The organism is Acidovorax sp. LjRoot38 (genome assembly GCF_964252975.1).
GTDB classification, from domain to species: Bacteria; Pseudomonadota; Gammaproteobacteria; order Burkholderiales; family Burkholderiaceae_C; genus Acidovorax; species Acidovorax facilis.
On the sequence record NZ_CAXUPT020000015.1, the window covers coordinates 106,505 to 131,375 of the forward strand.

The window sequence follows — 24,871 nt, forward strand, 5'->3', positions numbered from 1 at the left end:
CCACCGGTACGAAAAAAACCCGCCGTTGCCGGCGGGCTCAACAACCAGAGGAGTGACTCGCTTGTTCTTGTTGCGACGCTGCGGTGCCACCAGACACCGCAGCGCGTGGGGTGCAGGCGGATCAGCGGTTGTACGCTGTCTCGCCGTGCGAAGTGATGTCCAGGCCTTCGCGTTCGTCTTCTTCCGTGACACGCAGGCCCACCGTGAGGTCAACGATCTTGTAGGCGACGAAGGAGACCACACCCGACCACACGATGGTCAGCAGCACAGCCTTGGCTTGTGTCCAGACTTGCGCGGCGATGGAGTAGTCGGCCGATGTCACCATCGTTGCCGTCACCCAGTCGGCCACGTAGCCAGGGCCACCCAGGCCAGGGGCGTTGAACACGCCGGTCAGCAGGGCACCCACGATACCGCCGATGCCGTGCACGCCGAACACGTCGAGCGAGTCGTCCGCACCCAGCAGCTTCTTGAGACCGTTGACACCCCACAGGCAGGCAAAACCGCCCACCAGGCCGATCACCAGGGCGCCGCCGATACCGACGTTGCCAGCGGCAGGCGTGATGGCCACGAGGCCGGCCACGGCACCCGATGCTGCACCCAGCATCGAAGCCTTGCCACGCATCAGCGCTTCACCGATGCACCATGCCAGCACGGCAGCGGCGGTGGCCACCAGCGTGTTGATGAAGGCCAGGGCGGCAAAGCCGTTGGCTTCCAGGGCAGAGCCGGCGTTGAAACCGAACCAGCCCACCCACAGCAGCGAGGCACCGACCATGGTCAGCGTCAGGCTGTGAGGCGCCATGGCTTCCTTGCCGTAGCCGATGCGCTTGCCCACCATGAACGCGCCCACCAGGCCCGCCACAGCGGCGTTGATGTGCACCACGGTGCCGCCAGCGAAGTCCAGAGCACCCCACTGCCAGATCTGGCCAGCCTTGCCGGTCATGGCGTCGGCCACTTCCTTGGAGGCGTAGGCATCAGGGCCCATCCAGAACCACACCATGTGGGCAATGGGCAGGTAGCTGAAGGTGAACCACAGCACCATGAACATCATGACGGCGCTGAACTTGATGCGCTCTGCGAACGCACCGACGATCAGGGCGCAGGTGATGCCGGCGAACGTGGCCTGGAAGGCGGCGAACACCACTTCAGGAATCACGACACCCTTGCTGAACGTAGCCGCGTTGGCAAACGTGCCTGCGGCGTTGTCCCAGATGCCTTTCATGAACAGGCGGTCGAAGCCACCGATGAACGCGCCGCCTTCGGTGAAGGCCAGGCTGTAGCCGTAGATGAACCACAGCACCACGATCATCGAGAACGTGACCATCACCTGCATGAGCACGGACAGCATGTTCTTGCTGCGCACCAGGCCACCGTAGAACAGCGCCAGGCCGGGCAGGACCATCAGGATCACGAGGATGGTGGAGGTCATCATCCAGGCGGTGTCACCCTTGTTGGGGACGGGAGCGGGTGCCTCGGCGGCAGCTGCGGGAGCGGCGGCTGCTGCCGCTGCGGGGGCTGCGGCAGCAGCAGGAGCCGGGGCTTCTGCGGCAGCAGCGGGCGCGGCAGCAGCCGGCTCGGAGGCGGCGGGCGCCTGTGCCAGGGACAAGTTGCCCATGGTCAGCAGACCCAGCCCCAGAATGAAGGAAGCAAGCAGTTTTTTCATGGCGTTTCTCTTCTTGGATGTAGTACGGCCGCGCCCTTACAGCGCTTCCTTGCCGGTTTCGCCAGTGCGGATGCGCACCACCTGCTCCAGGTGGGTCACGAAGATCTTGCCGTCGCCGATCTTGCCGGTGCGGGCGGCGCTCTCGATGGACTCGATCACGCGGTCCACGAGGTCGTCCGCCACAGCGGCTTCGATCTTGACCTTGGGCAGGAAGTCAACCACGTATTCCGCGCCGCGGTACAGCTCGGTGTGGCCCTTCTGGCGGCCAAAGCCCTTGACCTCAGTGACCGTGATGCCTTGCACGCCGATGTCCGAAAGCGCTTCACGCACCTCGTCCAGCTTGAAGGGCTTGATGATGGCTGTCACCATTTTCATTTTGGTTCCTCCGACATGGGCGCAGCAAGCGCCCATTGAGACTTGCTTACAGGGTTTTGGTGAGCGTGACGATCACGCGCGACTTGTTGACGTGGCCGAAGAAGGCCTTCTTGTTGGCACCCACCACGGCAGCGCCCAGCGACAGGCCACCGCCGAAGTCGTAGGCACCGCCCACGCTGTAGTCCATGTAGTTGGGCACGCCCAGGTCCTTGATGTCGCTGGCAAAGCGCGTGAAGCCGACCGAGGCCTTCACCGTCACGCTGGGGGCAACTTCCTGCGCAAACGCGAAGTTCAGGTAGCCGGTGTTGCGGCCCTTCAGGCCCGAGCCAGCCTTGGCGCCGGCAAAGCCGAAGTAGTCCTTGGAGATGGTGTGCGAATACTTGGCAGTGAAGGGGCCCATGGTGGCCGCGCCATACAGCTCGGTGGTGTTGCCGTTGCTGTTGCCAGGGTAGATGTAGGTCAGGGCGCCCACGTCCAGGTCGGCGCCGCCAGCCTTGAACTTGTAGCCGCCGTACAGGTCGGACTCGAGCGAGTTGTTGGCAAGCCAGTCCACGCTGGAGTTCCAGTTGCCTACGTACCAGCCGGTGTCGCCGAAGGCGTAATCAAAACCGCCTTGCAGTGCAGGCTTGACCGCTTTGGACTTGGAAACGTCCTGGTCCTGGCCACGGAACTTGTAGTTGGTGGTCAGGCTGACATTGCCGGTGAGCTGGGCACTGGCCAGCATGGGAAGGGTTGCAACAAGGGCAACGCCCAGGGTCTTGATGATGGCGCGGGTCATGTTTCCTCCGGTTGGACAAAGTAGGGACGAGCGTTTTAAGCACGGACCGTGCCACGCCAGTGCAACCATTGCATCGCCTTCACATCGCCGTTGCGTTGCGTTACACCGATCCCCAAGTACAGTGACGGTGTGCGCGCGGACCATGTTGCACCTTGTTGGTGCACAGCACAACCGGACCGCGCTAAAAAACCATAAAACGCACCCATCTGGGGAGAAACCGCTTCATGAGTCTTGCTTTGGTGCAAAGCCGCGCCCTTCTGGGGCTGCAGGCGCCTTCTGTCACCGTCGAAGTGCATCTGGCCAATGGTTTGCCCAGCTTCACGCTGGTGGGCCTGGCCGAGGTGGAGGTCAAGGAAGCCCGCGAACGGGTGCGCTCGGCGCTGCAGAACGCGGGGCTGGAGTTCCCGCATAACAAGCGCATCACGGTAAACCTGGCACCAGCCGATCTGCCCAAGGACTCAGGGCGCTTCGATCTGCCGATTGCACTGGGCATCCTCGCCGCCAGCGGGCAGGTGGACGCAAGCCGTCTGGCGGGCTATGAGTTTGCGGGCGAGCTGTCGCTGTCGGGCGAACTGCGCCCTGTGCGCGGCGCGCTGGCCACCAGCCTGGCGCTGCAGACCCAGCAGATCACCGCGCAACTGGTGCTGCCCCCCGGCAGCGCTGAAGAGGCCGCCCTGGTGCCCGCCGCGCAGGTGGTGCGCGCACGGCATCTTCTGGATGTGGTGCGCGCCTTCCTGCCGCCGGGCAGCGTGGCTGCGGGCGATGCCGACGTGGCCAACGACGGCTGGACCCGCCTGCAGGCCACCCCCATGGCGGCGAGCACAGCAGGCCCCGACATGTGCGACGTGAAAGGCCAGGCCAGCGCCAAACGCGCGCTCGAGATTGCTGCCGCTGGCGGGCACAGCGTGCTCATGGCCGGGCCGCCCGGGTCGGGCAAGTCGATGCTGGCGCTGCGGTTTGCGGGACTGCTGCCCGCGATGACCGTGGACGAGGCGCTGGAGAGCGCCGCCATTGCCAGCCTGGCCGGGCGCTTTCGCACCGACCAGTGGGGCCACAGGCCCACAGCCGCGCCACACCACACCGCCAGCGCAGTGGCCCTGGTGGGCGGCGGATGTGAATTACAATAATTTTTGCGACTACACAATAATTTATACGACTGAAAGGCTCCCGCACTCGCCTTCTCGGCGCCTAAAAAAGCAACCAAGCAGAGACTTCCTCCAGCTACTTTCGACAGGCCCCTTGGCTTGTCATACTGGGATCAGCACATCGCCAGTAAGTCGAGTACCGGTTCAACATTGCGGCAACACATCCGACGGCGACTCCGGCAACGGTTTCAACTCGGGGAACAAGAACTCAAAAAGCATCTGGTGTCGTTGGTCGGACCCATACCTCTCGGGGTTCATGCGCATATCTTTTTTGTAGGCCTTCACTCTTTTCAACCAACTCCCAGACTTGTCCTGTTTTACGAGCAGGTCGCCGCGCTCATAGACCTGAAGCGCCTTGCGGAACCACAGCAGATACCGGGGGTAGGACTCAGCAAGATAGTGAGCGATCTCAATCAAATGCTTGCGCTTGATGCCTATGGGCCTGCCGTGCTTGGCTGAATAGAAGCAGTCCAACATAGCAATCGGCAGGCGCAGTTCTGAGCCATAAAAGCGGAGTGGGGTCAACGAGAGCATGCCCCAATCGTTCCAATCTCGTGGAGCGCAGCTCGGGAAGCCGCGCAGTTCGTCCTCCTGGTCCGCAAGTGATGACTGGCGGTTTGCCACGTCAAGCCACCAGTTCTCGAATCGGCTGGGCCAACTGGCTCTTTCCTTGGTCTCGTCGGCATCTCTCTGCGCCACAGAGCCCGCGTAGTCGAAAAAGTATGCCTGCTGCTTTTCCAAATCCAGTGTGAGTTCGTCAAAAGCCACTCGCTCCCGACGAAACTGAGGGGCAGCGTTCCAATAGCCTGGCTCTACCCATGCACAGTCCAGGACGAACCTCCCCGTGGCACGAGATTCTTCGCACGTGGCCTTGGAGACGATGAAGGCGTTCTGATTGTTGTTGTAAAACACGTCGTCCATCGTGAGGCGTCGTCCGTCCTCATTGAAGTTCGCGAATACCCAGAACAGCAGACCGCCTTCACGGAGATAGAAACTGCGCCGTTCTGCAATCACGCTCAGAAAAGTGGTAGACAGTTGCACCTCGAAAGCGACGACCACACTACCCAACTTGGCACTCACGTCAGGGCGACGCCAAGCACCTGAAACGGGACCATTCCAGCGTCTCTCTTGAGCGATCTCCGTGAACATGCCCGATGCGTGCAGCGACTCGACCAACCACTGCTTCATCTGTCGGTGAAGCACGCTTTCTTTGGCGCCGTTGTATTTTCTGGCGTTGATTTCTTCGCGAGTCAATTCACCACGTGTCACAGCGCTACACCGGCCATCTTCCAGTGTGTGCTTGAACCAGAATGAGCGGCAGTCTTTTCTGCACACAATGGACAGAGGGACGAAGCACTCAGGACACAGGTACATAGCCCGATCTTCCTGATTGCTCGTGGCCACAGCCATGCGCAAAAGCATCAGGCGATCAACATCAGCACCAATGACTTCCGCAGCCGCCAGTTCCTTGAGCGTTGAGGACTCCAGAACCGTCGGAATTTCCGGATCCGAAACCGCGAGGCGAGCCTCGGGAGGTAAAGAACGTAGTTGCTTCATGAACGAGTGCCGCGAGAAGCGACACTATAGTAAGCGGTCCCCGCTTCAAGTGCGGTTGGCATTACACAATCTACGGTTAGGAGAAGGAAGCGCCCGAAGCGCAATTGCATTGCCGAATCAGAGAAACAGCGGCTGAGGGCCAACTGCAGGGAATGGCATGGACAGCGCAAACGGCCGTGCGACTACGGGCATAGATTCAACTCTAGTGAGTCCGCATCACCGAATCACGGGCAAGTGGGCGGTCAATCATCGCCGTTAGGAGACGTCGTCCAAGGCGAGGTGCTGCTCCTCTCAGCGACATCACTGCTCTCGCACCAGACGAACTACCCCCCAATGAATCGGCAAATTCCCCAATGGATTGGGCTCAACAGCCGACGCATCAACGATTTTGATTGGGAAATCCGCAGAACCAGACCCCAATCCACCCCAATCAAGCCGTTGGAGCGCAATGAACAGATTTCTACGCAAACCTGCCCTGTTCTAGGGTGCAAATCAGCATTTGGACTTGTACAGGGTGGTCTGCTTGAGGCTGATGTGAGTCATTGGCGGCAGACGGTCCGAAGTTACGGCGGTCACATATCCGATCTCGACTGCGCAAAGTCGGCTGTGAACGCCTGATAGGGCCACTGCGTGAACAGTTTAACCTGTTGATTTCTACGCAGAAGTGCCCCACTAACACCGGTGGGTTACGGTTGCATGGAAATCAACACACCGGCCAGACACAGGAATCGTGCTTTGGCACCTGGGCGCAGCAGGTTTCATCTCACGAATGGGGACAACGCACTCGCAAATGATTCGTGCAGACCTTCCCTTCGGCTTGGTAGCGCAGGCGCGTTGCCAACGCCGGGTACGCGGTCGGGGTTCCGCGCCTGCTCCGGGGCACCCTTGAGGGGCGTTGGCAAGGTGGCCGTCATCGGCACCTGTCAGTAGCATCGTTGGGGCGCTTACCGATCCCTACGGCTTGGCGCTCAGACTGAGCATGGCGTAGTGCTCGTATTCACCCACCCCGTTTTTCACCACAGGATCCTCCGCAGTGAAAGCGGCAATGTCCTGGTCGTCACCAATCTGGTACAGCGATACGCCGTAGCTGCCGGCCGGATCCATCACCGGTCCGTGCGCAACAATGATGTTTCGGGCGAGTAGCTCGTTCATGTATTCGCCGTGGCGCTTCATCAATGCCCGTTCCTCGGGTGACATGGTGCCCAGAAAGTCTGGGCGTGGCGGAATGTACTTGCAGAGGAAGTATTTCATGGTAGGCCACCTTCAGGCGCTTGCGGGAGTGCTTGCGGTCGCCATCCGCCGACCGGCTTCCTCGGCGAGTGACATGACTGCACTGACGGGACGGATCATGACCATGAAGTCGGTGATCTTGCCGTCGGCGTCGAACGCGACCATGTCGATACCCACGAGATTCTCGGTGCCGACGCGCGCTGTGAACTCCATTACATAGCCATCAGCACGGCCATAGTGCCGCTCGTACTTGAAATCTTCCATCACGCCGAACACTGTCTGCAGGATGGCCACCATCGGCCCCTTGCCGACATAGGCGTCGAAGGAGGCCGGGTTGCGGAAGCGGACATCGTCTGTCAGCAATGCCGGCAGGCTCTCCCAGTCCAGGTCCGCGACGATGCGGTGCCACTCCATCAGCCCGGCTTGGGCTGCGGCGTGAGGATGCCCTGGCTGCAGGGTGGCTTGGTCATTGGTTGGGTGTGACATGGGGTGGGGTCTCTGTGGTTAGGCCGTTTTGACACTCTTGAGGATGGAGCCCTCAAACATCTTGGGTGCGTAGCTCTGCAGGAACAGAATCATGCCGGCCATCTTGCCGACGGGGTTGCTGAACTTGGGCTCCTTGGTACCGATCAGCTTGACGATGGTGTCTACGACAGCGTCCGGTGCCTGGGCTTCGTCGATGCCCTTCTGTGTGGCGGCGTTCACCTGTTTACGGTAGCTGTTGTAGTCATCAATGCTGCGACCGTGGGCACTGACGGCATGGTTGGCCAGATTGGTCTTGAACCAGACCGGCTCGACCATGCTGACCTTGATGTTGAACGGGTCCAGCTCGAAGCGCAGTGACTTGAACCAGCCCTGCACCGCGTGCTTGGAGGCCGTGTAGAAAGATAGGTTGGGCGGGCCGATGAGACCCACTATGGAGCTGACGGTGATGATCTGGCCGTGTTTCTGCGCCCTCAAACGAGGAAGCAGCGCATTCGTCACCTTCACCGTGCCCCAGAAGTTGGTTTCGAACTGCTGGCGCGCGACATCCAGGGGCGTCTCTTCGGCCAGGCCCGTCACCATGTAGCCGGCGTTGTTGACCAACACATCCAGGCGCGGGGCAAGCCGGGGGAGTGCCTGCGCGAAGGCACTGATGGACGCATCGTCGTCTATGTCCAAGGGCAAGATTCTGAACGGTAGATGGGCGTGCATGTGCGGGGTCCGGCTTGTGCCGATGACATCAAAGCCTTGTTCGTGCAGGCGGGTGGCTACCATCAGACCAAAGCCCGACGAGGCGCCGGTGATCAATACAGTTTTCTTCATAGGTGGTGCTTTCAACATCTGTGGCGCAGTCGACGCCTTGCAGCAGGTGGGGGTGACAACAGCCTTTACTGTGCCGAAGGGTCTGTTTAAGCGCACTCGCTGACCACGCCAATTCGCATGCACAACGCGCCAACCTCCGCGCCCAACATGGCGTGTTCGGCTGTTCCGCAGCGGCCAATGGACTTGTAGACTGAGTGCATGCAAGAAGAAAACGATTCAGACTCCGACCTCCCCAGCGGGCCGCATGACGGCGCTGTGCACTCGGGCACCTTCGCCGTCTGGCCCGGCTGGCTGCTGTTGATGCACGACGCTGGCGTGAATGGCGCCAACGTGCTGCGACGGGCCCAACTGCCCGGTGACCTGTTCAACCGGGATCGCACCCGGCTCGATTCCGCAACGTACTTCAAGCTTTGGGCCGCTATCGAGGCCGATGCCGGACTCGAAGAGGGCCCAGTGCCCTTGCGGCTGGCCCAGCGGATGACGTCCGACTGGTTCGAGCCGGAGCTTTTTGTGGCGTTGTGCAGCGACGACATGAACGGCGCGTTGGCCCGCCTGGCCAAATACAAACGCCTGGCTGGCCCCATGGCCTTGCACGTGGATCGGACGGAGCGCCGCACGACCGCTACTTTGGAGTTTCTGGACCGCGCACTCTCACCACCACCGGTGCTGATGGCCTTCAAGCTGGTGTTCCTGGTTCAGCTCGCGCGACTGGCCACCCGCAGCACCCTGCATCCGCTGCGGGTGGGCTGGCCGCTGCCACCGCAATCAGCACCCGAAGCGAGGGCCTATGCCGATTACTTTGGTGTGTCAGTGGAAAAGGCTCCCATGCCCACGGTCGTCTTTTCCGCAGAGGACGCGCAACGCTCCTTCCTGACGGCCAACCACGGCATGTGGTCGTTTTTTGAACCTGCCCTGCGTCAACGGCTGGCCGAACTGGACCGGGGGGCGACCACGGCCGAACGCTTGCGCGGCGTGCTGTTGGAGGCCCTTCCCGCCGGGGATCTGTCGATGCAGGCGGTGTGCCGAAAACTGGGCGTTAGCAGCCGCACGCTGCAGCGGCGGCTTCAGGAGGAAGGCACGAGCTTCCAGCAGACGCTGGACCAGCTGCGCAACGCACTGGCCCACCACTACCTTCACAACTCCGTGATGTCTGGCGCCGAGATCGCCTTTTTGCTCGGTTTCGAAGATCCAAACTCCTTTATCCGTGCCTTCCAGGGCTGGACGGGCAGCACTCCGCATGCGGTGCGTTCGGTGCACGTAGCGGCCAGGGGCGCGTCCACGGCTAGCCAGGCGCCATCACCCTGATGCAACTCTCCTGGCAGATGGAATCTGCTGGCGCAGACTTTGTGTCCCATGGGCATGGTTGCCGCAGCAGGGAGCAGACACTGCTTGGCGGCTCTTGGCCGCCTCAGCCTGCAACCGTGCCTACACCGGCCGATCGTGCCACCAGCGCGCGCCAAACGTGGTCCCAGCGCTGTAGTGCTGCGGCATCTCGGCCCAACGACCGCTGCACGAAGGCCAACGACAGTTCGCGGGTTGCGGCCTTGATCTGCTGGTTGAGCTGCAGCCCGCCCGGTCCGATGCGGTCGGTGAAGATGCTGTGGGAACCACCGTGGTACATCACCAGCGCCTTGCCATGGTCGGGCATGGCATTGAAGACCGCAACCCGGTCTTCCACACCCGAGTGCATACCGGGAATGCGGATGATGTCGTCCGTTGTAGTGACATGAAGCGTTGGCACGGCCACCGGGCTCAGGATGGCAGGTAGGTCGGGCTCGCCGTAGAACGGTGGTGCGGAGAGGATGACGGCAGCGCTGATGCGCTCGTCTCGGAAGCTGCGCCACAGGCCGTTGCGCCTCACCTGCGCGCCAATGGCGAGCAGCGTGGTGTTGGCGCCGTAGGAATGACCGGCCGCGACGATGCGGCGTGGGTCGATCTGCAAGCCCGGTACGGAGGCGTCTGGGGCCAGCAGGCGATCCAGCGCAAACCGCAGGTCGTGCACGCGCTGCACCGCCTCCGCTTCGCTGGCCGCTTGGCGCAAACGGTTCACCACGGTCAGTGGGTTGCCTCTCCACACCGCATGATCGCTGCCTACATGCTGGACATGCAGGCTGGCGAAGCCCTTCGAGGCCCAGTGACGACCCAGGTAGCTGTAGTTGGCGCGAGAGCCGCCGATGCCGTGGGAGAACACCATCAACGGCAGAGGACCTTCGGTCGCCGCTTCGTCCTGCGGCAGATAAAGCCGGGTGGGCACCGGACGGGCCCGTGCGGTGTCGGCCCACTCCAGGTCCACAACGCGGTGCGTCGGCTGCGGCTCGGCGAGCAGGCTCAGGGAGCGAGCCCAGGGCGCCACCAGTGTGCCCGCAATGGCTGCACAGGCGCCTCGGCGGCTGAGGGTGCGGCGTGTGCTGGGCACCATGGTCACGCCTGCGCCTTGCGCGTGTTTCGCACGAAAGCCGCGATCTGTGCTGCCGCCATCTCTGGATGCTGATGGTGCGGAGCATGGCCGGCACGGGGATAGGTGACCAGGTTCATTGTCGGCAGCTGCGCGCCCAGCGCGTACCAGTTTTCAACGGGCACCGACAGGTCGTGATTTCCTGCTAGGTGCAGCATGGGCACGTTCGTGTGCTTTAGGGCTTGCAGCACCTCTTCGGAGGGGAACACGGGGTTGGGCGGCGAGTGCGGCACCTGGCTCAGAGCCCACTCCACCGGCACATCCGGACTGCGGCCGGTCTTGCGGGCGAAGATGCGCTCGAAGGAGCGCTGCGACGCGGCTCGGCTGGTCGCGTCATCGGGCTCAAAGAACAGCGTCGTGTATTGCTCCAGGGTCGCAGGCCCTTGTGCGGCCGCGTCGTAGAACCGCTGATCGCCAGGCTTGGCAAGCTTGCCGGGCGGTGTCGTCGAGATCAGCACCGCATGGCTGACGCTGGCACCGAACATGGCCACGTAAATCTGGGCAACGATTCCGCCAAAGGACCAGCCGCCGATGACGACGTCCTGCAGTTTCAGGCCGTCGATGAGATCCTTGGCATCTTTAACCATCGCTGCGGGGTTGTAGGTGCGCTCCCCAGTGGACTGCCCAATGCCGGAATGGTCGAAGGTGATGACCTGGAAGCCTTGCGCTGCCAGTGCGTCGATGAAGGCCGGATCCCATAGGTCCAGCACGCCGCGAAACCGGTGTGCCAGCACGATGGGCTGGCCCCTGCCAACGGAGCGAAAAGCCAGCTTGCGCCCTCCAGATTCCAGGAATTGTGTGGGGGCGGTACCGGCGCCCCCACTGCTGTCGGCGGCTAGCGCCGTTTGGCTCAGCCCGGCCAGCGCCACTGCGCCGCCGATCAGTGCGTGGCGCCGCGACGCAGTGTGCAATCCGGCATGGCGGGGCAAGGTGTTTGAGGTGGGGTTGGCGCTCATTGGTACTCCAGAGTCGGTTGATGTGACCTTGACTTTGCCTGGGCAGTACCGCGCGCGCACTCGCGCAATGCGCCAATCCATTGGCCCAACGCGCCACTTGTGCACGCAGGTTGGCGCGTTTGGCCGATGCTTGCTCCACACGGTCTGCCTAGACTGGATTCCAGCCATCCAACCGAGAGATCCCACGATGAAACTGACCGTCAACAACTACCCGTACACGGTGGACGTCGAGCCCGACATGCCTTTGTTGTGGGTGCTGCGCGATGAGCTGGGCATCACGGGCCCCAAGTACGGCTGCGGTCTGGCGCAGTGTGGCGCCTGTACCGTGCATGTGGACGGAGCGGCGGTGCGTTCCTGCGTAACACCCGTGGGCTCTTTGCAGGGCGCCGTAACCACCATCGAAGGCCTCGGCAGCCCGCAGGCGCTGCATGCAGTGCAGCGCGCATGGATTGAACACCAGGTGGCGCAATGCGGCTACTGCCAGTCTGGCCAGATCATGGCCGCAGCGGCCTTGTTGGCGAACCAGCCGCAGCCAACAGACGAGCAGATTGACCAGGCCATGTCGGGCAACCTGTGCCGCTGTGGAACCTACCCACGCATCCGCCAGGCGGTGAAGTCCGCAGCCGCTCAAATGAAGGGAGCTTGAAACCATGGCCCAGCTTGCCCGCATTGCGCGCCGCACCTTCCTCGTTGGCGCTGGCACCCTGGCCGCCGGCCTGGCAGTCGGTACCTACATCTACCAGCGCGACCCGTCCAACCCCCTGTCGAAAGACCTGCCCAACGGTGCGCACACGCTCAACCCCTATGTGCGCATCGATGCGAACGGCATCACGCTGATCACACCGCGCGCCGACCTGGGCCAGGGCGCCTACTCGGTGCAGGCGGCACTAATCGCCGAGGAGCTGGATGTCGCCTGGGGCCAGTTCCAGGTCGAGCCAGGCCCACCGAGCGCGGCCTACTACAACGGGACGGTGATGGCCGAGGCCTTTCCCATCGCGGCTACGGCGGACACCTTCATGGCCCGCACCGGGCGCGGTGCGGCCGGCGTCATGGGCAAGATGCTGGGCATGCAGATCACTGGGGGATCGTCCACCGTGCCGGACGCTTTCGACCGCCTGCGCGTGGCCGGTGCGGTGGCGCGTCAAATGCTGTTGGCGGCGGCAGCGCACCAGACCGGCGTGCCGGTCTCACGGCTGAGAACGGAAGGAGGCCAGGTGCTACTCCCCGACGGCAAGCGACTGCCGTACACGGCGCTGGCTGCGGCTGCAGGCATGCTGACGCCTCCCTCCGACGTAGCACTCAAGTCGGCCAGCGAATGGAAGCTGCTCGGCAAACCGATGCAGCGGCTGGACATCGTGGCCAAGTCCACCGGCACGGCCACCTATGGAATCGACCTGCGCCTTTCGGGCATGGTCTACGCCACCGTGCGCACCAACCCGCGCCTGGGTGGAGGCATAAAAGGGGTCGACGGCAAGAAGGCCGCAGCGGCCCGGGGCGTGCTGAAGGTCGTGCCCATCAGCGGCGGTGTGGGCGTGATCGCCGATAACACTTGGCGTGCCTTCCAGGCCGCTCACATGCTGGAGATCGAATGGGGCGCGGCGCCTTACCCGCCCACCACCGAGGCCATGTTCGCTCAGGCGGCAGCGTCATTCACCGACGAGCGCAGGAACAGTCGGCAAAAGGACGAGGGTGACGTCGAGGCCGCGCTCAAGGCCGCAGACCCCGCCCAGGTGCTGCAGGCCGAGTACCGCGTACCCTACCTGGCGCACGCGCCACTGGAGCCGATGAATGCGGTGGTGCAACTCAAGGACGGTCGGCTGGACATCTGGACCGGCACGCAAATCCCGCGCTTCGTCGTGACTGGTGCTGCCGCCGTCAGTGGTGTCGCCGAGGACAACATACACGTGCATGTGCAGGTCATGGGCGGCAGCTTCGGCCGACGGCTCGAAGACGACTATGTCCGCCAGGCCGTCGAACTGGCCAAGGCCCACCCCGGTGTGCCCATCAAAATGACTTGGACCCGCGAAGAGGACATGACGCATGACTTCCCGCGCCCTCTGGCCATCGCCCGCGCGCGCGGCTTGGCGGCCAATGGCCAAGTGCAGACCTACGACCTCGCCATTGCGTCGCAGTCCGTGAATGCGTCCCAGCTTGGGCGCCAGGGGCAGCCCGCTATGGGTCCGGACATGGCCATCGTCGCTGGTGCCTGGGACCAGCCCTTCGCCATACCGCACTACCGGGTCACCGGCTACCGCGTGCCCGAGATGGTGCCGGTAAGTTCATGGCGCTCCGTCGGGGCCTCGGGTAACGGTTTCCTGCATGAGTGCTTCCTAGACGAGTTGATTCACGCCGCCGGTGCCGATCCGCTGGCCGAGCGCCTGCGGCTGTGTTCGCACGAGCCCTCCAAACGTGTGTTGCAGGCGGTGGGCGAGTTGTCAGGATGGGGCCAGCCCTTGCCCAAGGGCAGCGGGCGTGGGATGGCATTCACGCTGTCCTTCGGTGTGCCGGTGGCCGAGGTGGTCGAGGTGACTGCGACGCCCCAGGGCATCCGCATCGACAAGGCCTTCGCCGTTGCCGAGGTCGGCCAGGTGCTGGACCCGGTGAACCTCGAAGCGCAGATGAGCGGCGGACTACTGTGGGGCCTGGGCCATGCTATGTTCGGCGAACTTACCTATGCCGACGGCGTGCCCGAGCAGACCAACTTACACGCCTACCAGAGCCTGCGGCTGTACCAGACGCCGCAGGTCGTCACACGCGCATTGCAGACCATCGGTCGCATCAAGGGCATTGGAGAGCCAGGCGTGCCGCCCGCAGCGCCTGCGCTGGCGAACGCGATCTTTGCTGCCACGGGCAAACGCATCCGGGAGTTGCCGCTGCGCAAACATATAGATTTTGTATAGCGCAATGGGATAGTCTTGGCAACCGTCTGACTGAAATCAACTAGCCTCCGCAGAAGCCGGAGCGATTCACGGAGACTATTGCGGGAGTCTTTCGTAGCCACCTTGCCATGGTCAATGCGTTATACCCGTTGCTGAACGATTCGATGAGAAAGATGTGCGACTGCCCATTCCTGTCCTGGACAGGGATCTCTGTTGTACCGAGAGGGCCGGTCGTTCTACCGACGCAGTAGCTGGCCATCCAGTTCCAAACATCCACGTCAGTGACCCCTGGGAACTGCGTCTCAAACGTCTTCGATCGGATGAAATACTCGACGACCGGCTTGTCATCTCGCGGGCGTCGGGGATGCTCCCCAATTGCAGCGAACATGAGCTCGTCGCTCTGCTCTACACAGCGCCAAAGAGTGCTCGTGATAGTGTTGCCGAAGTGTTTTGCGATTTCTCGCACCCGCCCCACGCTCATTGGGCCTGACAGCCGACAGTGCGTGAAGGCTTCGTTTGGAAAGAGAAGCCGCCCGCCGCCGTAGTTTGCCTCGGCCTCAATGCGTTCGTGGCATCCCTGCGAAAGCGTGCTCCGATTGTCGCCAAGCGTATAGTCAGCGTGCCATGGAATCAAACTATGCGCGATTTCATGCGTTTCATACCAGCGCTTTTTAAGTTCGGGAACACTTTGGTCGACAAAGATCCGCTTACGATCTGGCAAAAATAGGGCACTTAAGTTGAACGTCCTGACGGCTTCCACGAGTAAACCTGGTCGCGCGATCACTTGTTTTGCTCCGACAGTTAACTTATGAACAACCTCGTCGAGCAGCCCAGGATCATCAAGACGGTAGTACTTCAGATCCAATCTCAAGGCCTCCCGCACATCTCGCAGATCAATGGCACCATCTTTGTAGCCAAGCTCGAGATGCACTCGGTCAACCACCTTGTCGATGTCGCGGACCGTCCTCGCATCCAGGAAAATGTTGTTCATCTCGTAGGCTCTCCCCCTTGAGACAATACCTCAACGAGTGCGCGGATCAACTCATACTGATCATCAGATACAGCATCGGTCCCCTTTGACTTTGCGACATAGCGAACAACGCCATCGTTTGCCGCAATTTCTAGGCGATGGTTAGCTAGTTCCGCAAACTTAACTCTCGAGAAGTGACAGGCATCCGCCAATTGCCCAACAGTTCGCGGAGTCGGGTCATAGTGAGTTTGGGTTTCGAGTGCATTGATTTCGGACTCATCCACGTCGGCAAGGTCAGCTAACTCGGATCTAGACCAACCTCGTTGCTCTCTGACGTATCTAACGACTTGGCCCAACTCAGTCGGCACCTTGGCAAGAACTGCAGGGGTAACTGTCCGCTGCTGCACATCCTTCTTAAATTGTTCCAAGGATGTACCTCCCGCACCGACGTTCGCGTCATCGTCTTGCTGGAGTTTGTGTTCTAGCCATTCGCGTGAAATTTGTAATTTCATAGTGTGCTCCTGCCAATGAACTCGCTAGCAGCTTGCGAGCTGAGTTCGTAGTATTTGAGGCCCTCCTTTTCGAGGTCTACGCCGAGGCACTGAAAACCTTGCCTTTCGTAAAATTTTTCTGCTTGGGGCAGTGAGTGAAGGCCGATGCGGCCTTTGAATTCATTGTCAATGCTCATTTGGATCGCCGCGTGCAGCATCACCAATCCAACACCCGAAAAGCGCGGCATTGCGCCGAGAGCCCGGAGATTCCAAGGCGCTGTGGCCAAGTAGACGACATACACCAAGGGCTTGTCGACTTGTTGTGGCAACTTGCCGAAATGGCCGTCAGTCTGAACCAACATCAGCCCTTGCGTTTCATTCGCGTATTCGATGGCGAGGGTTGGGCACGACAACAGATGGGCAGATTCTTTGATCTTCTCGCCCCACTCCCAATGTCCGTGCTCAAGATGCGAAATCGCTCGCCCTTCGGCCACGGCGCGAACCGTTTCGGCTGCCAGATGTGCCTTCCAGTTGCTGTCTACCTTGAGTCCGTATCCTGCATCAACACGCTCATGGAGCACTGCATCAACAATGCTGCCATCAGCAGCTTTCAGAGGGACAAGATGGTGCTCACTCACAACACGACCACTTCCTTCTTCTCCTTGGCCATCTCGTCCTCGAAAAAGAGTTTCTCTCCCTGTTTCAAACGAGCGTTCACCAGTTGATAGAGGCGTAGCGCCTGGCGAAGGACAGCCGTCTTGCTCAAATCTTTCTCTTCGCACAGTGCCTCCAGTACAGCCATCTCAGGCTCAGTCAAGTTGAGAGTCATCGTTCGCTTGGCATTCACAGAGATCTCCAGATGTTGTAGAAATGATACCGCTCTTTTAGCTAGTGAGCAATGCAAAAACAATTGCTTTTTAGCTATTTTGTGGCTATATTTCGTCTCATGTACTTGAAAGGATGAGACCTATGGAATCCACCACACATGACTCGTCGGAGAAGCGTCCTCGTGTCATTCCAATCTTTATTGATGACGTTAAGTACGACTTGCCTGCAAGCCCCTGCACCGGGGCACAACTACGTGCCTTGGTTCCTGTTCCGGCAGATCGGGACCTTTGGCTAGAAGTCCCTGGCCCCAAGGATGACGAGCTGATCCATCCAGAGGCAACCTACGAAGTCAAGCCTGGCTCGCATTTCTACACAGCACCGAGCACGATCAACCCAGGGGGGAAGTGACATGGAACTGCCTGCGCGCGATGTGAAGTTTCTGAATGAGCGTGGCTTGGATTGGGAGCTGCTACCCGATCCTCAGGGTGCTGCATGCCTCATCGTGAAGAATTTCAGCGTAGCAGCAGGTGGCTTCACGCCAGCGGCTACCGAACTCATGATTAGGATCCCTCCTCAGTACCCCATGACACCGCTGGACATGTGGTACTGCGATCCACCAATTCGCTTGGTAGCAAGCGGTCAGTTTGCGCCTGCATCGGAAGTGATGGAGTCCCATCTCGGGCGGTCCTGGCAACGCTTTTCTCGACACCTCAATGGTGGATGGCGACCTGGAGTCGATAGCCTACGGTCCTACTTCACGCTTATTCAACGCGAGTTGCAAGGAGCCGCAAGATCATGACTGCAACGCGAATCGTCATGCTTGAATCTCAGCTCGAAGAGTTGCGACGAAAACTCTTCGACCGGCCAGGCGTTGAAGGTGCAGCCTTTCTCTTGTGTGGCCAATCCGTTTCCCAAGGCACTGTGAAGCTCATCGTTCATGCGGTGCTACCAGTCGCCGACGAGGACTACCTACGGCGAGAGCGGTATGGTTTAACTATCGCATCGCCAGCGCTAACGCGCGTTGCTAAGCTCGCCCGATATGAAGAACTAAGTGTCGTTTTCGCGCACTCGCATCCCGAGGGAGTGCCTGATTTTTCGGAGCAAGATGATCGAGAAGAGGCACGACTGCTGCCTTTTCTTCAGGCGCGCGTCCCAGGGCGAATTCATGGCACGCTAGTCCTGACGGAACACCATATTCAAGGGCGTATGTACATGCCGGATCAGGTGGCGGTCGACGAGGTCATTGTTGTTGGTGACCGCATTCGAAGTTGGGCGGCCAACTCTGGGGACGCCGTAGAGCCGTTCTTTGACCGGCAAGTGAGGGCCTTCGGGCCAGATATTCAGCGTCTTTTAGGACGACTCCGAATCGGTATTGTCGGAGTGGGCGGCACGGGGTCTCCTGTTGCTGAGCAACTCTACCGTCTCGGTGTTGGGAGCCTATGGCTTTTCGACGGAGATAGATTTGCGGAGACCAATGTCAACCGGGTCTATGGTTCGTCCTTGCAAGACGACGGGAGGTTGAAGGTTGAGATGCTCAAGGAGCATCTCGACAAGATCGGGCTCAACACCATTGTGGAAGCGATTCCAAGGCACATCAGCCATGAAGAAACAGCACGGCGTTTAAGAGAGTGTGACGTTGTGTTTGGATGCACTGATAAGGAATTGCCAAGAGCAATCCTAGTGCAGCTAGCAAATCGGTACTCCACCCCTGTCTTCGACCTTGGAGTTCTTGTCGACTCTAAAGATGGGTGCATTTCTGGTGTCCACGGCCGCGTTACGACATTGTTGCCTGGTGAGGCCTGTCTCTTTTGTCGGGGGCGTATCACAGCAGAAGCCATCCGTATTGAAGCGCTTTCGGAAGAAGATCGGCAGCGACAAGTGCGTGATGGCTACGCGCCTGAACTTGACGAACCGGCGCCTGCCGTGATCGCTTTTACTTCCGCGACAGCAAGCGCCGCCGTGATGGAGCTTCTGCACCGCCTGACTGGCTTCATGGGAAGCGAACGACATTCTTCTGAAGTATTGCTTGCACTTGACCAGTCTCGATTGCGCACCAATCGGATCAAACCGCGAGATGGCTGCGTTTGCGATGACCACTCATTCTGGGGCCGAGGTGATACTGAGCCATTTCTCGAATTGGTATGGCCTACTGACACCAAATGACCCGACCATTCCGGAGCCAGAAGTGAGCACCGCAACTTGTTGCATCGACGGACGGATGGACAGAGAAGCTGGTTTTAGAAAGGATCTTCACTTCCCACCTCGGCGAGTGGCTCGACATTAGGTTTAAGGCGATCTGTTGCCCACAGCCACAGGGGCACAGCATCAGAAGCCACTTCGCTCGCTCTCCGCTTTGGACCAGAGCTGCAACTCCTGGACGTGAAGCTGCGGCCGTCGCTGAGCGTCGGTCTTCGAAAGTTTGAAGCACAAACGCTTGCTCTTCAGGACTCTTGGCAGCCTCTGATCCGTTGCCCAGCCTAAACCATCCGGCAATGATTTGCAGTATGCGTCTCAACATTTTTCGTCCACTAGGTTATCGATAGGCGCATTGCAACACTGACATCGAATGATGTAGTGAGGATAGACGACCCCACGGAACAAGCCGCATCCCATGAAAGATTGAAGCACCTCTGAAATCTCCAGCAATGAGGTGCATTCCGCCCCTGAGGGTGCAAATCGCAAGTAGCTGCATCGATTTTGAGTGGGATCATGGTTGCAATCAAACGTCCGCTTCTGACTGTCTGCGGATCTTCAGGCGACACGGGCTGATCGACCGCAACCGCTGCAGAACCGACCACTGGCGCTGCGGTTATAGGTTGACCGAAGGTCATTCTCAGTCCAGCGTCTAAACGGCAGCAACCGCCAATACTGGTCCCTCAACGCCATCCGTCTTGCTTAGCCGTTTCACGATCGAAATCCCCAACAATTTGACCCGACTCGCTACTTGTCGGCGTGAACCACTTCGTCTGGCTCAAGGGCATGCTTTGAAATCAAAACGGTCACCCGACTACCCGACAAGATCATGAAACTCAACACACAGGTCGAATGAACACGTTGTCGCCCGGTCTAACAGGGCGCGTACGTATTGTGGCAACCCCGGGGACTGCGCTATTGTGACGACATTGAGTCACGAACCATGCCTTGGCCGTGTCAGCCCCGACGGCAACCCGTCCTTCCCCCATGCGCCTCTACAACTTCGCGACACCTGTCATCGCCTGGACGGCAGTTACCTTGTTCCTGGGCACGCTGGCAAGTGCTCTGCTCACTTGGTGGCAAGCCGACAGTAACTCACGCACAGCGCATTTGGCATTTGAAACACATTCGTTAGAAGTGGTGGAGCGGCTGCAGAACCGGATGCACCTGTACGAATACGGCCTGCGTGGAGCGCGCGGCACGGTTCTCACGGCGGGCGAGAACGGTATTAACAATCGCCTGTTTGAGCAGTACAGCAAAACCCGTGACATTGATACAGAGTTCCCAGGGGCACGCGGCTTCGGCTTTATCCGTCGTGTTCCACAGACTCAAATGGACGACTACCTGCAGGCACGGCGTGCCGACGGTCGCCCGGACTTTGCCATCAAGACTTTGAACGGGCACGAGGGCGACCACTTTGTGATCGAGTACATCGAGCCTGCGCAGCGCAATCGTGCCGCCATTGGACTTGACATCGGCTCAGAGACAAACCGCAGACAGGCGGCCCAGTCTGCCTTGCAGACGGGCAAGGCAACCATTACCGGCCCCATCACGCTCGTACAAGCCTCTGGTGACCCCCAGAAATCGCTGCTGTTCTTACTACCTATTTATCGAGGCGGCGTCACACCAGACACCCTCGAAGAACGCGAATCCAACGGTTTCGGATGGAGCTATTCCCCACTGGCGCTCAGCGAGGTTCTGGCCGACTTTGATTTGGCGCAGCTTCAATACGACCTCACCATCACCGACATGTCCAACCCCGCTCAACCCGAGGCGGTGTTTAACAGTAAATATGCACAGCCGTTGCAAAGGGCTGTGATGAGCCAGTCCGTGGAACGTGAGGTGTACGGGCGCCTGTGGCGTATTGAAATGTCTGCGAGGCCAGGGTTTGTAGGGAACCTGAACCTTTTACCCGAGAGTACCGTGCTGGCTGCCTCGCTGGGAATCAGCTTGCTGTTGGCGATGCTGGTTGGAGCCATCCAGCTGGGCCAGGATCGAAAACGCAAAAGCCTCATCCAGCAGGCTCAACTGGCCACTATCGTTGAGAACTCCGCGGACGCCATCATTGGCGAATCCAACGATGGCCGGGTGATCATCTGGAACAGCGCGGCCGAGAGGCTGTTGGGTTACCCGCGTAGCGAAGCGCTAGGCGAGTCACTGCTGGAGCGAATGACGCCCGTGGAGGAACGCAGAACAGCCGCCCAATTGGTGAACCAAGTGCACGCCAATGCCGAAACAGCGCCCGCTGATACGACATTGATGACCAAAGAAGGGGTCCTCACGCCCGTCTCCATCACAGCAGGAGCCATCCGCGGTGCTCATGGCGAAATCATCGGCATTGCGCGTCTGGTGCGCGACATCAGTGAGCGGCTGCGCTCTGAGCAAAAGATGCGTGACCTGGCAGACAGCTTGGAGCAGCAGGTGAAGGACCGCACCGCAGAACTGGAGACGGCACGTCGCGATCTGCAGACCGTTCTGGACTCCGTGCCATCCATGATCGGTTACTGGGACAAGAATCTGTGCAACCGCGTGGCCAACCGGGCTTACGGGGATTGGTTTGGCGTCGATCCTGCTGGCCTTTCTGGCAAGCACATGTCTACGCTTTTAGGCGGTGAACTCTTTGAGCGCAACCGTCCGTACATCGAAGGTGCCCTGCGCGGCGAGGTGCAGCAATTCGAGCGCACGATTCCCCGAGTTGGCGGGGAAGGCGACCGGCATTCGCTTGCAAACTATCTTCCCGACGTGGTGGACGGAGAAGTCCGGGGCTTTTATGTGATCGTGCACGACATCACCGACGTTGCGCAAAGCCGCCTGGCCGTTGCCCGGGAACGCGAGCGCTTGGCGTCCATCATCGAGGGCACCAACGTGGGCACCTGGGAATGGAATGTGCAGACCGGCACCATCACCATCAATGAACGCTGGGCGGAGATCATCGGTTACTCCGTAGCAGAACTTCAACCTACCCGCATTGAAACCTGGACCGAACACAGCCATCCCGACGACCTGGCCCAGGCGCAAGAACTGCTGGAGCGCCACTTTCGCGGTGAAGATGCCCAGTACCAAAGTGTGGTGCGCATGCGCCACAGAGAAGGGCACTGGGTGTGGGTCCAGTCCCGAGGACGGGTCACCACGCGCACGCCCGAGGGAGCGCCGCAATGGATGTATGGCACCCACCAGGATGTGACCCCGATGAAGGAGGCAGAGGAGAAACTCCAGCGTGCGGTGGCCATGCTGGGCGGTGTTCTGGATGCTGCCACCCAGCAATCGATCATTGCCACGGACCCTGACGGCATCATCACCCTCTTCAACACCGGGGCGGAAAAAATGCTGGGGTACGCGGCGCACGAGCTGGTCGGCGTCAGTTCGCCCGCCCCGCTGCACCTGATGGAGGAGGTCGAGGCCTACGGCAAGGAACTGACCGAGCGCTATGGACACCCGGTGCAAGGCTTCCGGGTATTCGTGCAAGAGGCGGAAAGGCTGGGGTTCGAGACCCGCGAATGGACCTATGTGCGAAAAGATGGGAAGCATCTGCCCGTGCAACTGTCGGTCAACACCATTCGCGACACGCACGGCAATATCCTGGGGCACCTTGGCATTGCCCAGGACATGACGGAACGCTACCGCCAGGACAGCGCATTGCGCCATGCCAAGGCGGCTGCCGAAACCGCGAGCGCAGCCAAAAGCATGTTTCTGGCCAACATGAGCCACGAGATCCGCACCCCCATGAACGCGGTGCTGGGTGTAGCGCATCTGCTAGCCGACACCCCACTCAATGACGATCAGCGACAACTGCTGGGCAAGCTGCAGATTGCAGGGCGGTCACTGCTGGGCATCATCAATGACGTGCTGGACATCTCCAAGATAGAGGCCGGAGAGATGACCACAGAGTCCGTGGGCTTCAGCCCGGCAGACCTGGTGTCTGAAGTGGTTCAGTTGTTTGCTCCGCAGGCCTCGGGCAAAGGCATCACCCTGGACGTGCAGGGTCTGGATACATGCCCTGCGGCATTGCTGGGCGACCCAACGCGACTGCGCCAGGTGCTTTCCAACCTAGTGAGCAACGCCATCAAGTTCACGCAGCGGGGTTCTGTGCTGCTGCAGGTAGAACGCCACCCGGCTGCGCTGACCAGCGATGACCGCACCTGGCTGAAGTTTTCGGTGATGGATAGCGGAACTGGCATTTCCCAGACTGCACTGAAAAATCTCTTTACGCCGTTTGCGCAGGCCGATGCCTCGACCACCCGCCGTTTTGGCGGCACTGGTCTGGGGCTGTCCATCGTCAAGCGACTGAGCCAGCTGATGGGAGGAGACGTGGGTGTGACCAGCGCCGAGGGTGTGGGCAGCACGTTCTGGGTGGCATTGCCTTTTGCGGTACCGCACGAAGACAGCGAGCCCCTGCAGGCAACATCCCGCCAGGACCAGCTCACCATCTTTGTGGCCGACGACAACGACATTGATCTGAAGGGCCTGGTGGCTATGTGTCATGCGTTTGGCTGGCGCGCCATCCCCATGGCCTCCGGTACGGAGTTGGTCCATAAGGTGCAAGATCTGATCGATGCCCACCAGCCGCTGCCCGACGCATTGCTGGTGGACTGGCAAATGCCTGGGATGGACGGCATCGAGGCGCTACAGACGCTGGCTGATCGCCTAGGCACAGTGTCTCTACCTGCCACCCTGATTGTGTCGGCTCACGAGCGGGGCAAGGTAGCAGACGCCGACATCCATGGCATCGTCAATCGGATCCTGACCAAACCGGTGGATCCGTCCACCCTCTTCAATGCGGTTAACGCCTCGGTCGCCGCACTGACTGGTAAATACGACCACGTCATTGGAGTGTCCCGTCTGGATGTGATGCAAGGCCAATGGCTGCAGGGCGTGCGCATTCTTCTGGTGGATGACAGCGACATCAACTTGGAAGTGGCCCGAAGGCTCCTGGAGAAGGAAGGTGCATCGGTGCAAACCTGCGCGAACGGACAGGAGGCAGTGCGGGCAGTGGCGGCCACGCAAGGTACCGGCTCCACCGTGTTCGATGCAGTGCTGATGGATGTGCAGATGCCCGTGATGGACGGGTATGAAGCCACGGCGCGTATCCGCCAGGACCTGGGCCTGGCCCACCTGCCCATCATTGCTCTGACAGCGGGCGCGCTGTCCGAAGAAAGGCGGCGTGCAGAGGCTGCGGGCATGAATGCCTTCCTGACCAAGCCGCTGGACCCCACCCTGCTGGTGCGCACAGTGCACACCCACGTCGGCGAGGCGCGGAGTTCGCCCCTGAAGGCGACCGACAGTGTGTCGCCGCCCCCTCAGGCGGTTGGCACCCCATGGCCCGAGATAGAAGGGATTGACGCCACATACGCCATGAAGCTACTGCAGGGTGATTCAAACTTGTTCCTCGAACTGATGCGGCGCATGGTGCACGATCACTGCAGTGCTGGCTTTTTGTTGAGCGACGGCGACACCCCAGAAGCCTTTTCCGAGCTGCTGGCGCGCGTGCACAAGCTGCGCGGATCAGCAGGTATGCTTGGTGTAAGAGCCGTAAACGCCCTGACGGCAGAGCTGGAAACACAGCTACGGGACCTCCAAAGCGATTGGCATCCTGGAGCGACCGTACCGCCAGATGTGGTGGGCCTGCTGCAGTCGCTGAACGTCACACTGGGTCAATTGCAAGCTGATTTCGAAAGCGTGCTGGCCGCAAGGAGCAAGGCCACCGAGCCCGCTACCTCCGCTGAGGCGCCCACGCAGACGCCCGCAACCAGCAACCTTTCCGAGGCCAGCCATCAACGCATCCATATGTTCCTGCAATTGCTGAACCGGCAAGACCTGGCGGCCCTGACGGAGGTGGAAGCACTGGTTCCAGAACTGAAGCAGTGGATGGGCAGCGAGGCAGTCCACACCTTGCACCAAGCGGTCAACCGCCTGGATTTCGCGGAGGCAAGCCGCATGCTGTCGGGCGTGATTGCTTCCACGTTCGGTCCTCGAAAATTTGATGGACACTCCTAGATCTCAAGGTGAGTTTGGCCAAGAAGCGATTGGCACTCACTCGCCCCCACACGCC

General features: G+C 60.4%; 21 protein-coding genes and 1 pseudogene. 8 read left to right on the forward strand and 14 right to left on the reverse strand.

The genetic code is table 11. The annotated features are described in order from the left end of the window. Positions 1–121: 121 nt before the first annotated feature. The 3 genes from amt to ACSQ22_RS22165 are packed head-to-tail and all read right to left on the reverse strand — an operon-like array spanning position 122 to position 2,813. A complete protein-coding gene (gene amt / locus ACSQ22_RS22155; RefSeq protein WP_121421929.1) occupies positions 122–1,660 on the reverse strand; it encodes an ammonium transporter in 1,539 nt (512 codons plus the stop codon). A gap of 36 nt (positions 1,661–1,696) precedes the next feature. After that, complete coding sequence (glnK, locus tag ACSQ22_RS22160) at positions 1,697–2,035, reverse strand: P-II family nitrogen regulator (RefSeq protein ID WP_010466918.1); 339 nt, start codon at positions 2,033–2,035, stop codon at positions 1,697–1,699. Positions 2,036–2,081: 46 nt separating this feature from the next. After that, positions 2,082–2,813 carry a TorF family putative porin gene (locus tag ACSQ22_RS22165; protein ID WP_121421928.1) on the reverse strand — a complete coding sequence of 244 codons (732 nt, stop codon included), beginning with the start codon at positions 2,811–2,813 and terminating at the stop codon, positions 2,082–2,084. Between the two features lie 224 nt (positions 2,814–3,037). On the opposite strand from ACSQ22_RS22165, the pseudogene ACSQ22_RS22170 reads away from it, so the two are divergent. Then, positions 3,038–3,925, forward strand: a pseudogene (locus ACSQ22_RS22170) (YifB family Mg chelatase-like AAA ATPase); the annotation flags it as partial. A 177-nt stretch (positions 3,926–4,102) separates the two neighbouring features. On the opposite strand, the gene ACSQ22_RS22175 reads toward ACSQ22_RS22170, so the two are convergent. The 4 genes from ACSQ22_RS22175 to ACSQ22_RS22190 all read right to left on the reverse strand — a co-directional run bounded on the left by ACSQ22_RS22175 (position 4,103) and on the right by ACSQ22_RS22190 (position 8,050). Continuing rightward, positions 4,103–5,515, reverse strand: coding sequence for a DUF6035 family protein (locus tag ACSQ22_RS22175; protein WP_436131551.1), 1,413 nt, complete (start codon positions 5,513–5,515; stop codon positions 4,103–4,105). Between the two features lie 954 nt (positions 5,516–6,469). Then, entirely contained in the window at positions 6,470–6,766 is a 297-nt protein-coding gene (locus tag ACSQ22_RS22180; RefSeq protein ID WP_436131552.1) for a YciI family protein, read from the reverse strand. A 12-nt stretch (positions 6,767–6,778) separates the two neighbouring features. Continuing rightward, positions 6,779–7,231 (reverse strand): nuclear transport factor 2 family protein, encoded by a 453-nt coding sequence (locus ACSQ22_RS22185; protein ID WP_436131553.1) that lies wholly within the window; start codon positions 7,229–7,231, stop codon positions 6,779–6,781. An 18-nt stretch (positions 7,232–7,249) separates the two neighbouring features. Then, positions 7,250–8,050: an SDR family oxidoreductase gene (locus tag ACSQ22_RS22190; RefSeq protein WP_436131554.1), complete on the reverse strand. Its 801-nt coding sequence runs from the start codon at positions 8,048–8,050 to the stop codon at positions 7,250–7,252. 198 nt (positions 8,051–8,248) lie between these two features. Here ACSQ22_RS22190 and ACSQ22_RS22195 point away from each other — a divergent pair, with 198 nt between their 5' ends. Next, complete coding sequence (locus tag ACSQ22_RS22195; RefSeq protein ID WP_436131555.1) at positions 8,249–9,355, forward strand: helix-turn-helix domain-containing protein; 1,107 nt, start codon at positions 8,249–8,251, stop codon at positions 9,353–9,355. Between the two features lie 103 nt (positions 9,356–9,458). Here ACSQ22_RS22195 and ACSQ22_RS22200 read toward each other — a convergent pair whose 3' ends face one another. Continuing rightward, a complete protein-coding gene (locus tag ACSQ22_RS22200) occupies positions 9,459–10,469 on the reverse strand; it encodes an alpha/beta hydrolase family protein (protein WP_436131556.1) in 1,011 nt (336 codons plus the stop codon). A gap of 2 nt (positions 10,470–10,471) precedes the next feature. Next, positions 10,472–11,461: an alpha/beta fold hydrolase gene (locus tag ACSQ22_RS22205; protein ID WP_436131557.1), complete on the reverse strand. Its 990-nt coding sequence runs from the start codon at positions 11,459–11,461 to the stop codon at positions 10,472–10,474. A gap of 187 nt (positions 11,462–11,648) precedes the next feature. Between ACSQ22_RS22205 and ACSQ22_RS22210 the strand changes: the two genes are divergently transcribed. Further along, on the forward strand, positions 11,649–12,107 hold the full coding sequence (locus tag ACSQ22_RS22210; RefSeq protein WP_436131558.1) for a (2Fe-2S)-binding protein: 459 nt from the start codon (positions 11,649–11,651) through the stop codon (positions 12,105–12,107). A gap of 4 nt (positions 12,108–12,111) precedes the next feature. Next, on the forward strand, positions 12,112–14,361 hold the full coding sequence (locus ACSQ22_RS22215) for a molybdopterin cofactor-binding domain-containing protein (protein WP_436131559.1): 2,250 nt from the start codon (positions 12,112–12,114) through the stop codon (positions 14,359–14,361). 40 nt (positions 14,362–14,401) lie between these two features. On the opposite strand, the gene ACSQ22_RS22220 is transcribed toward ACSQ22_RS22215, so the two are convergent. From ACSQ22_RS22220 to ACSQ22_RS22235, 4 genes are read right to left on the reverse strand one after another with little or no spacing between them, the layout of a single operon-like run. Next, the gene (locus ACSQ22_RS22220) at positions 14,402–15,331 is read right to left on the reverse strand and encodes an ImmA/IrrE family metallo-endopeptidase (RefSeq protein WP_436131560.1); all 930 of its coding nucleotides are present in this window, start codon (positions 15,329–15,331) and stop codon (positions 14,402–14,404) included. Next, positions 15,328–15,822: a helix-turn-helix domain-containing protein gene (locus ACSQ22_RS22225; RefSeq protein WP_436131561.1), complete on the reverse strand. Its 495-nt coding sequence runs from the start codon at positions 15,820–15,822 to the stop codon at positions 15,328–15,330. The genes ACSQ22_RS22220 and ACSQ22_RS22225 overlap by 4 nt, the downstream gene beginning before the upstream one ends. Beyond that, entirely contained in the window at positions 15,819–16,439 is a 621-nt protein-coding gene (locus tag ACSQ22_RS22230; RefSeq protein WP_436131562.1) for a GNAT family N-acetyltransferase, read from the reverse strand. Before ACSQ22_RS22230 ends, ACSQ22_RS22225 begins: the two co-directional genes overlap by 4 nt. After that, the gene (locus ACSQ22_RS22235) at positions 16,436–16,648 is read right to left on the reverse strand and encodes a ribbon-helix-helix protein, CopG family (protein ID WP_029414014.1); all 213 of its coding nucleotides are present in this window, start codon (positions 16,646–16,648) and stop codon (positions 16,436–16,438) included. The genes ACSQ22_RS22230 and ACSQ22_RS22235 overlap by 4 nt, the downstream gene beginning before the upstream one ends. Before the next feature lie 122 nt (positions 16,649–16,770). Here ACSQ22_RS22235 and ACSQ22_RS22240 point away from each other — a divergent pair, with 122 nt between their 5' ends. The 3 genes from ACSQ22_RS22240 to ACSQ22_RS22250 are packed head-to-tail and all read left to right on the forward strand — an operon-like array spanning position 16,771 to position 18,792. Further along, on the forward strand, positions 16,771–17,037 hold the full coding sequence (locus tag ACSQ22_RS22240; protein WP_436131563.1) for a multiubiquitin domain-containing protein: 267 nt from the start codon (positions 16,771–16,773) through the stop codon (positions 17,035–17,037). A gap of 1 nt (position 17,038) precedes the next feature. Continuing rightward, entirely contained in the window at positions 17,039–17,428 is a 390-nt protein-coding gene (locus tag ACSQ22_RS22245) for an E2/UBC family protein (protein WP_436131564.1), read from the forward strand. After that, positions 17,425–18,792, forward strand: a complete 1,368-nt coding sequence (locus tag ACSQ22_RS22250; RefSeq protein WP_436131565.1) for a ThiF family adenylyltransferase — start codon at positions 17,425–17,427, stop codon at positions 18,790–18,792. Before ACSQ22_RS22245 ends, ACSQ22_RS22250 begins: the two co-directional genes overlap by 4 nt. Here the strand turns inward: ACSQ22_RS22250 and ACSQ22_RS22255 are convergent. Beyond that, entirely contained in the window at positions 18,776–19,147 is a 372-nt protein-coding gene (locus ACSQ22_RS22255; protein WP_436131566.1) for a DUF6527 family protein, read from the reverse strand. The genes ACSQ22_RS22250 and ACSQ22_RS22255 overlap by 17 nt on opposite strands. A 662-nt stretch (positions 19,148–19,809) precedes the next feature. Between ACSQ22_RS22255 and ACSQ22_RS22260 the strand changes: the two genes are divergently transcribed. Continuing rightward, positions 19,810–24,816, forward strand: a complete 5,007-nt coding sequence (locus ACSQ22_RS22260) for a PAS domain S-box protein (protein ID WP_436131567.1) — start codon at positions 19,810–19,812, stop codon at positions 24,814–24,816. Positions 24,817–24,871: the final 55 nt, after the last annotated feature.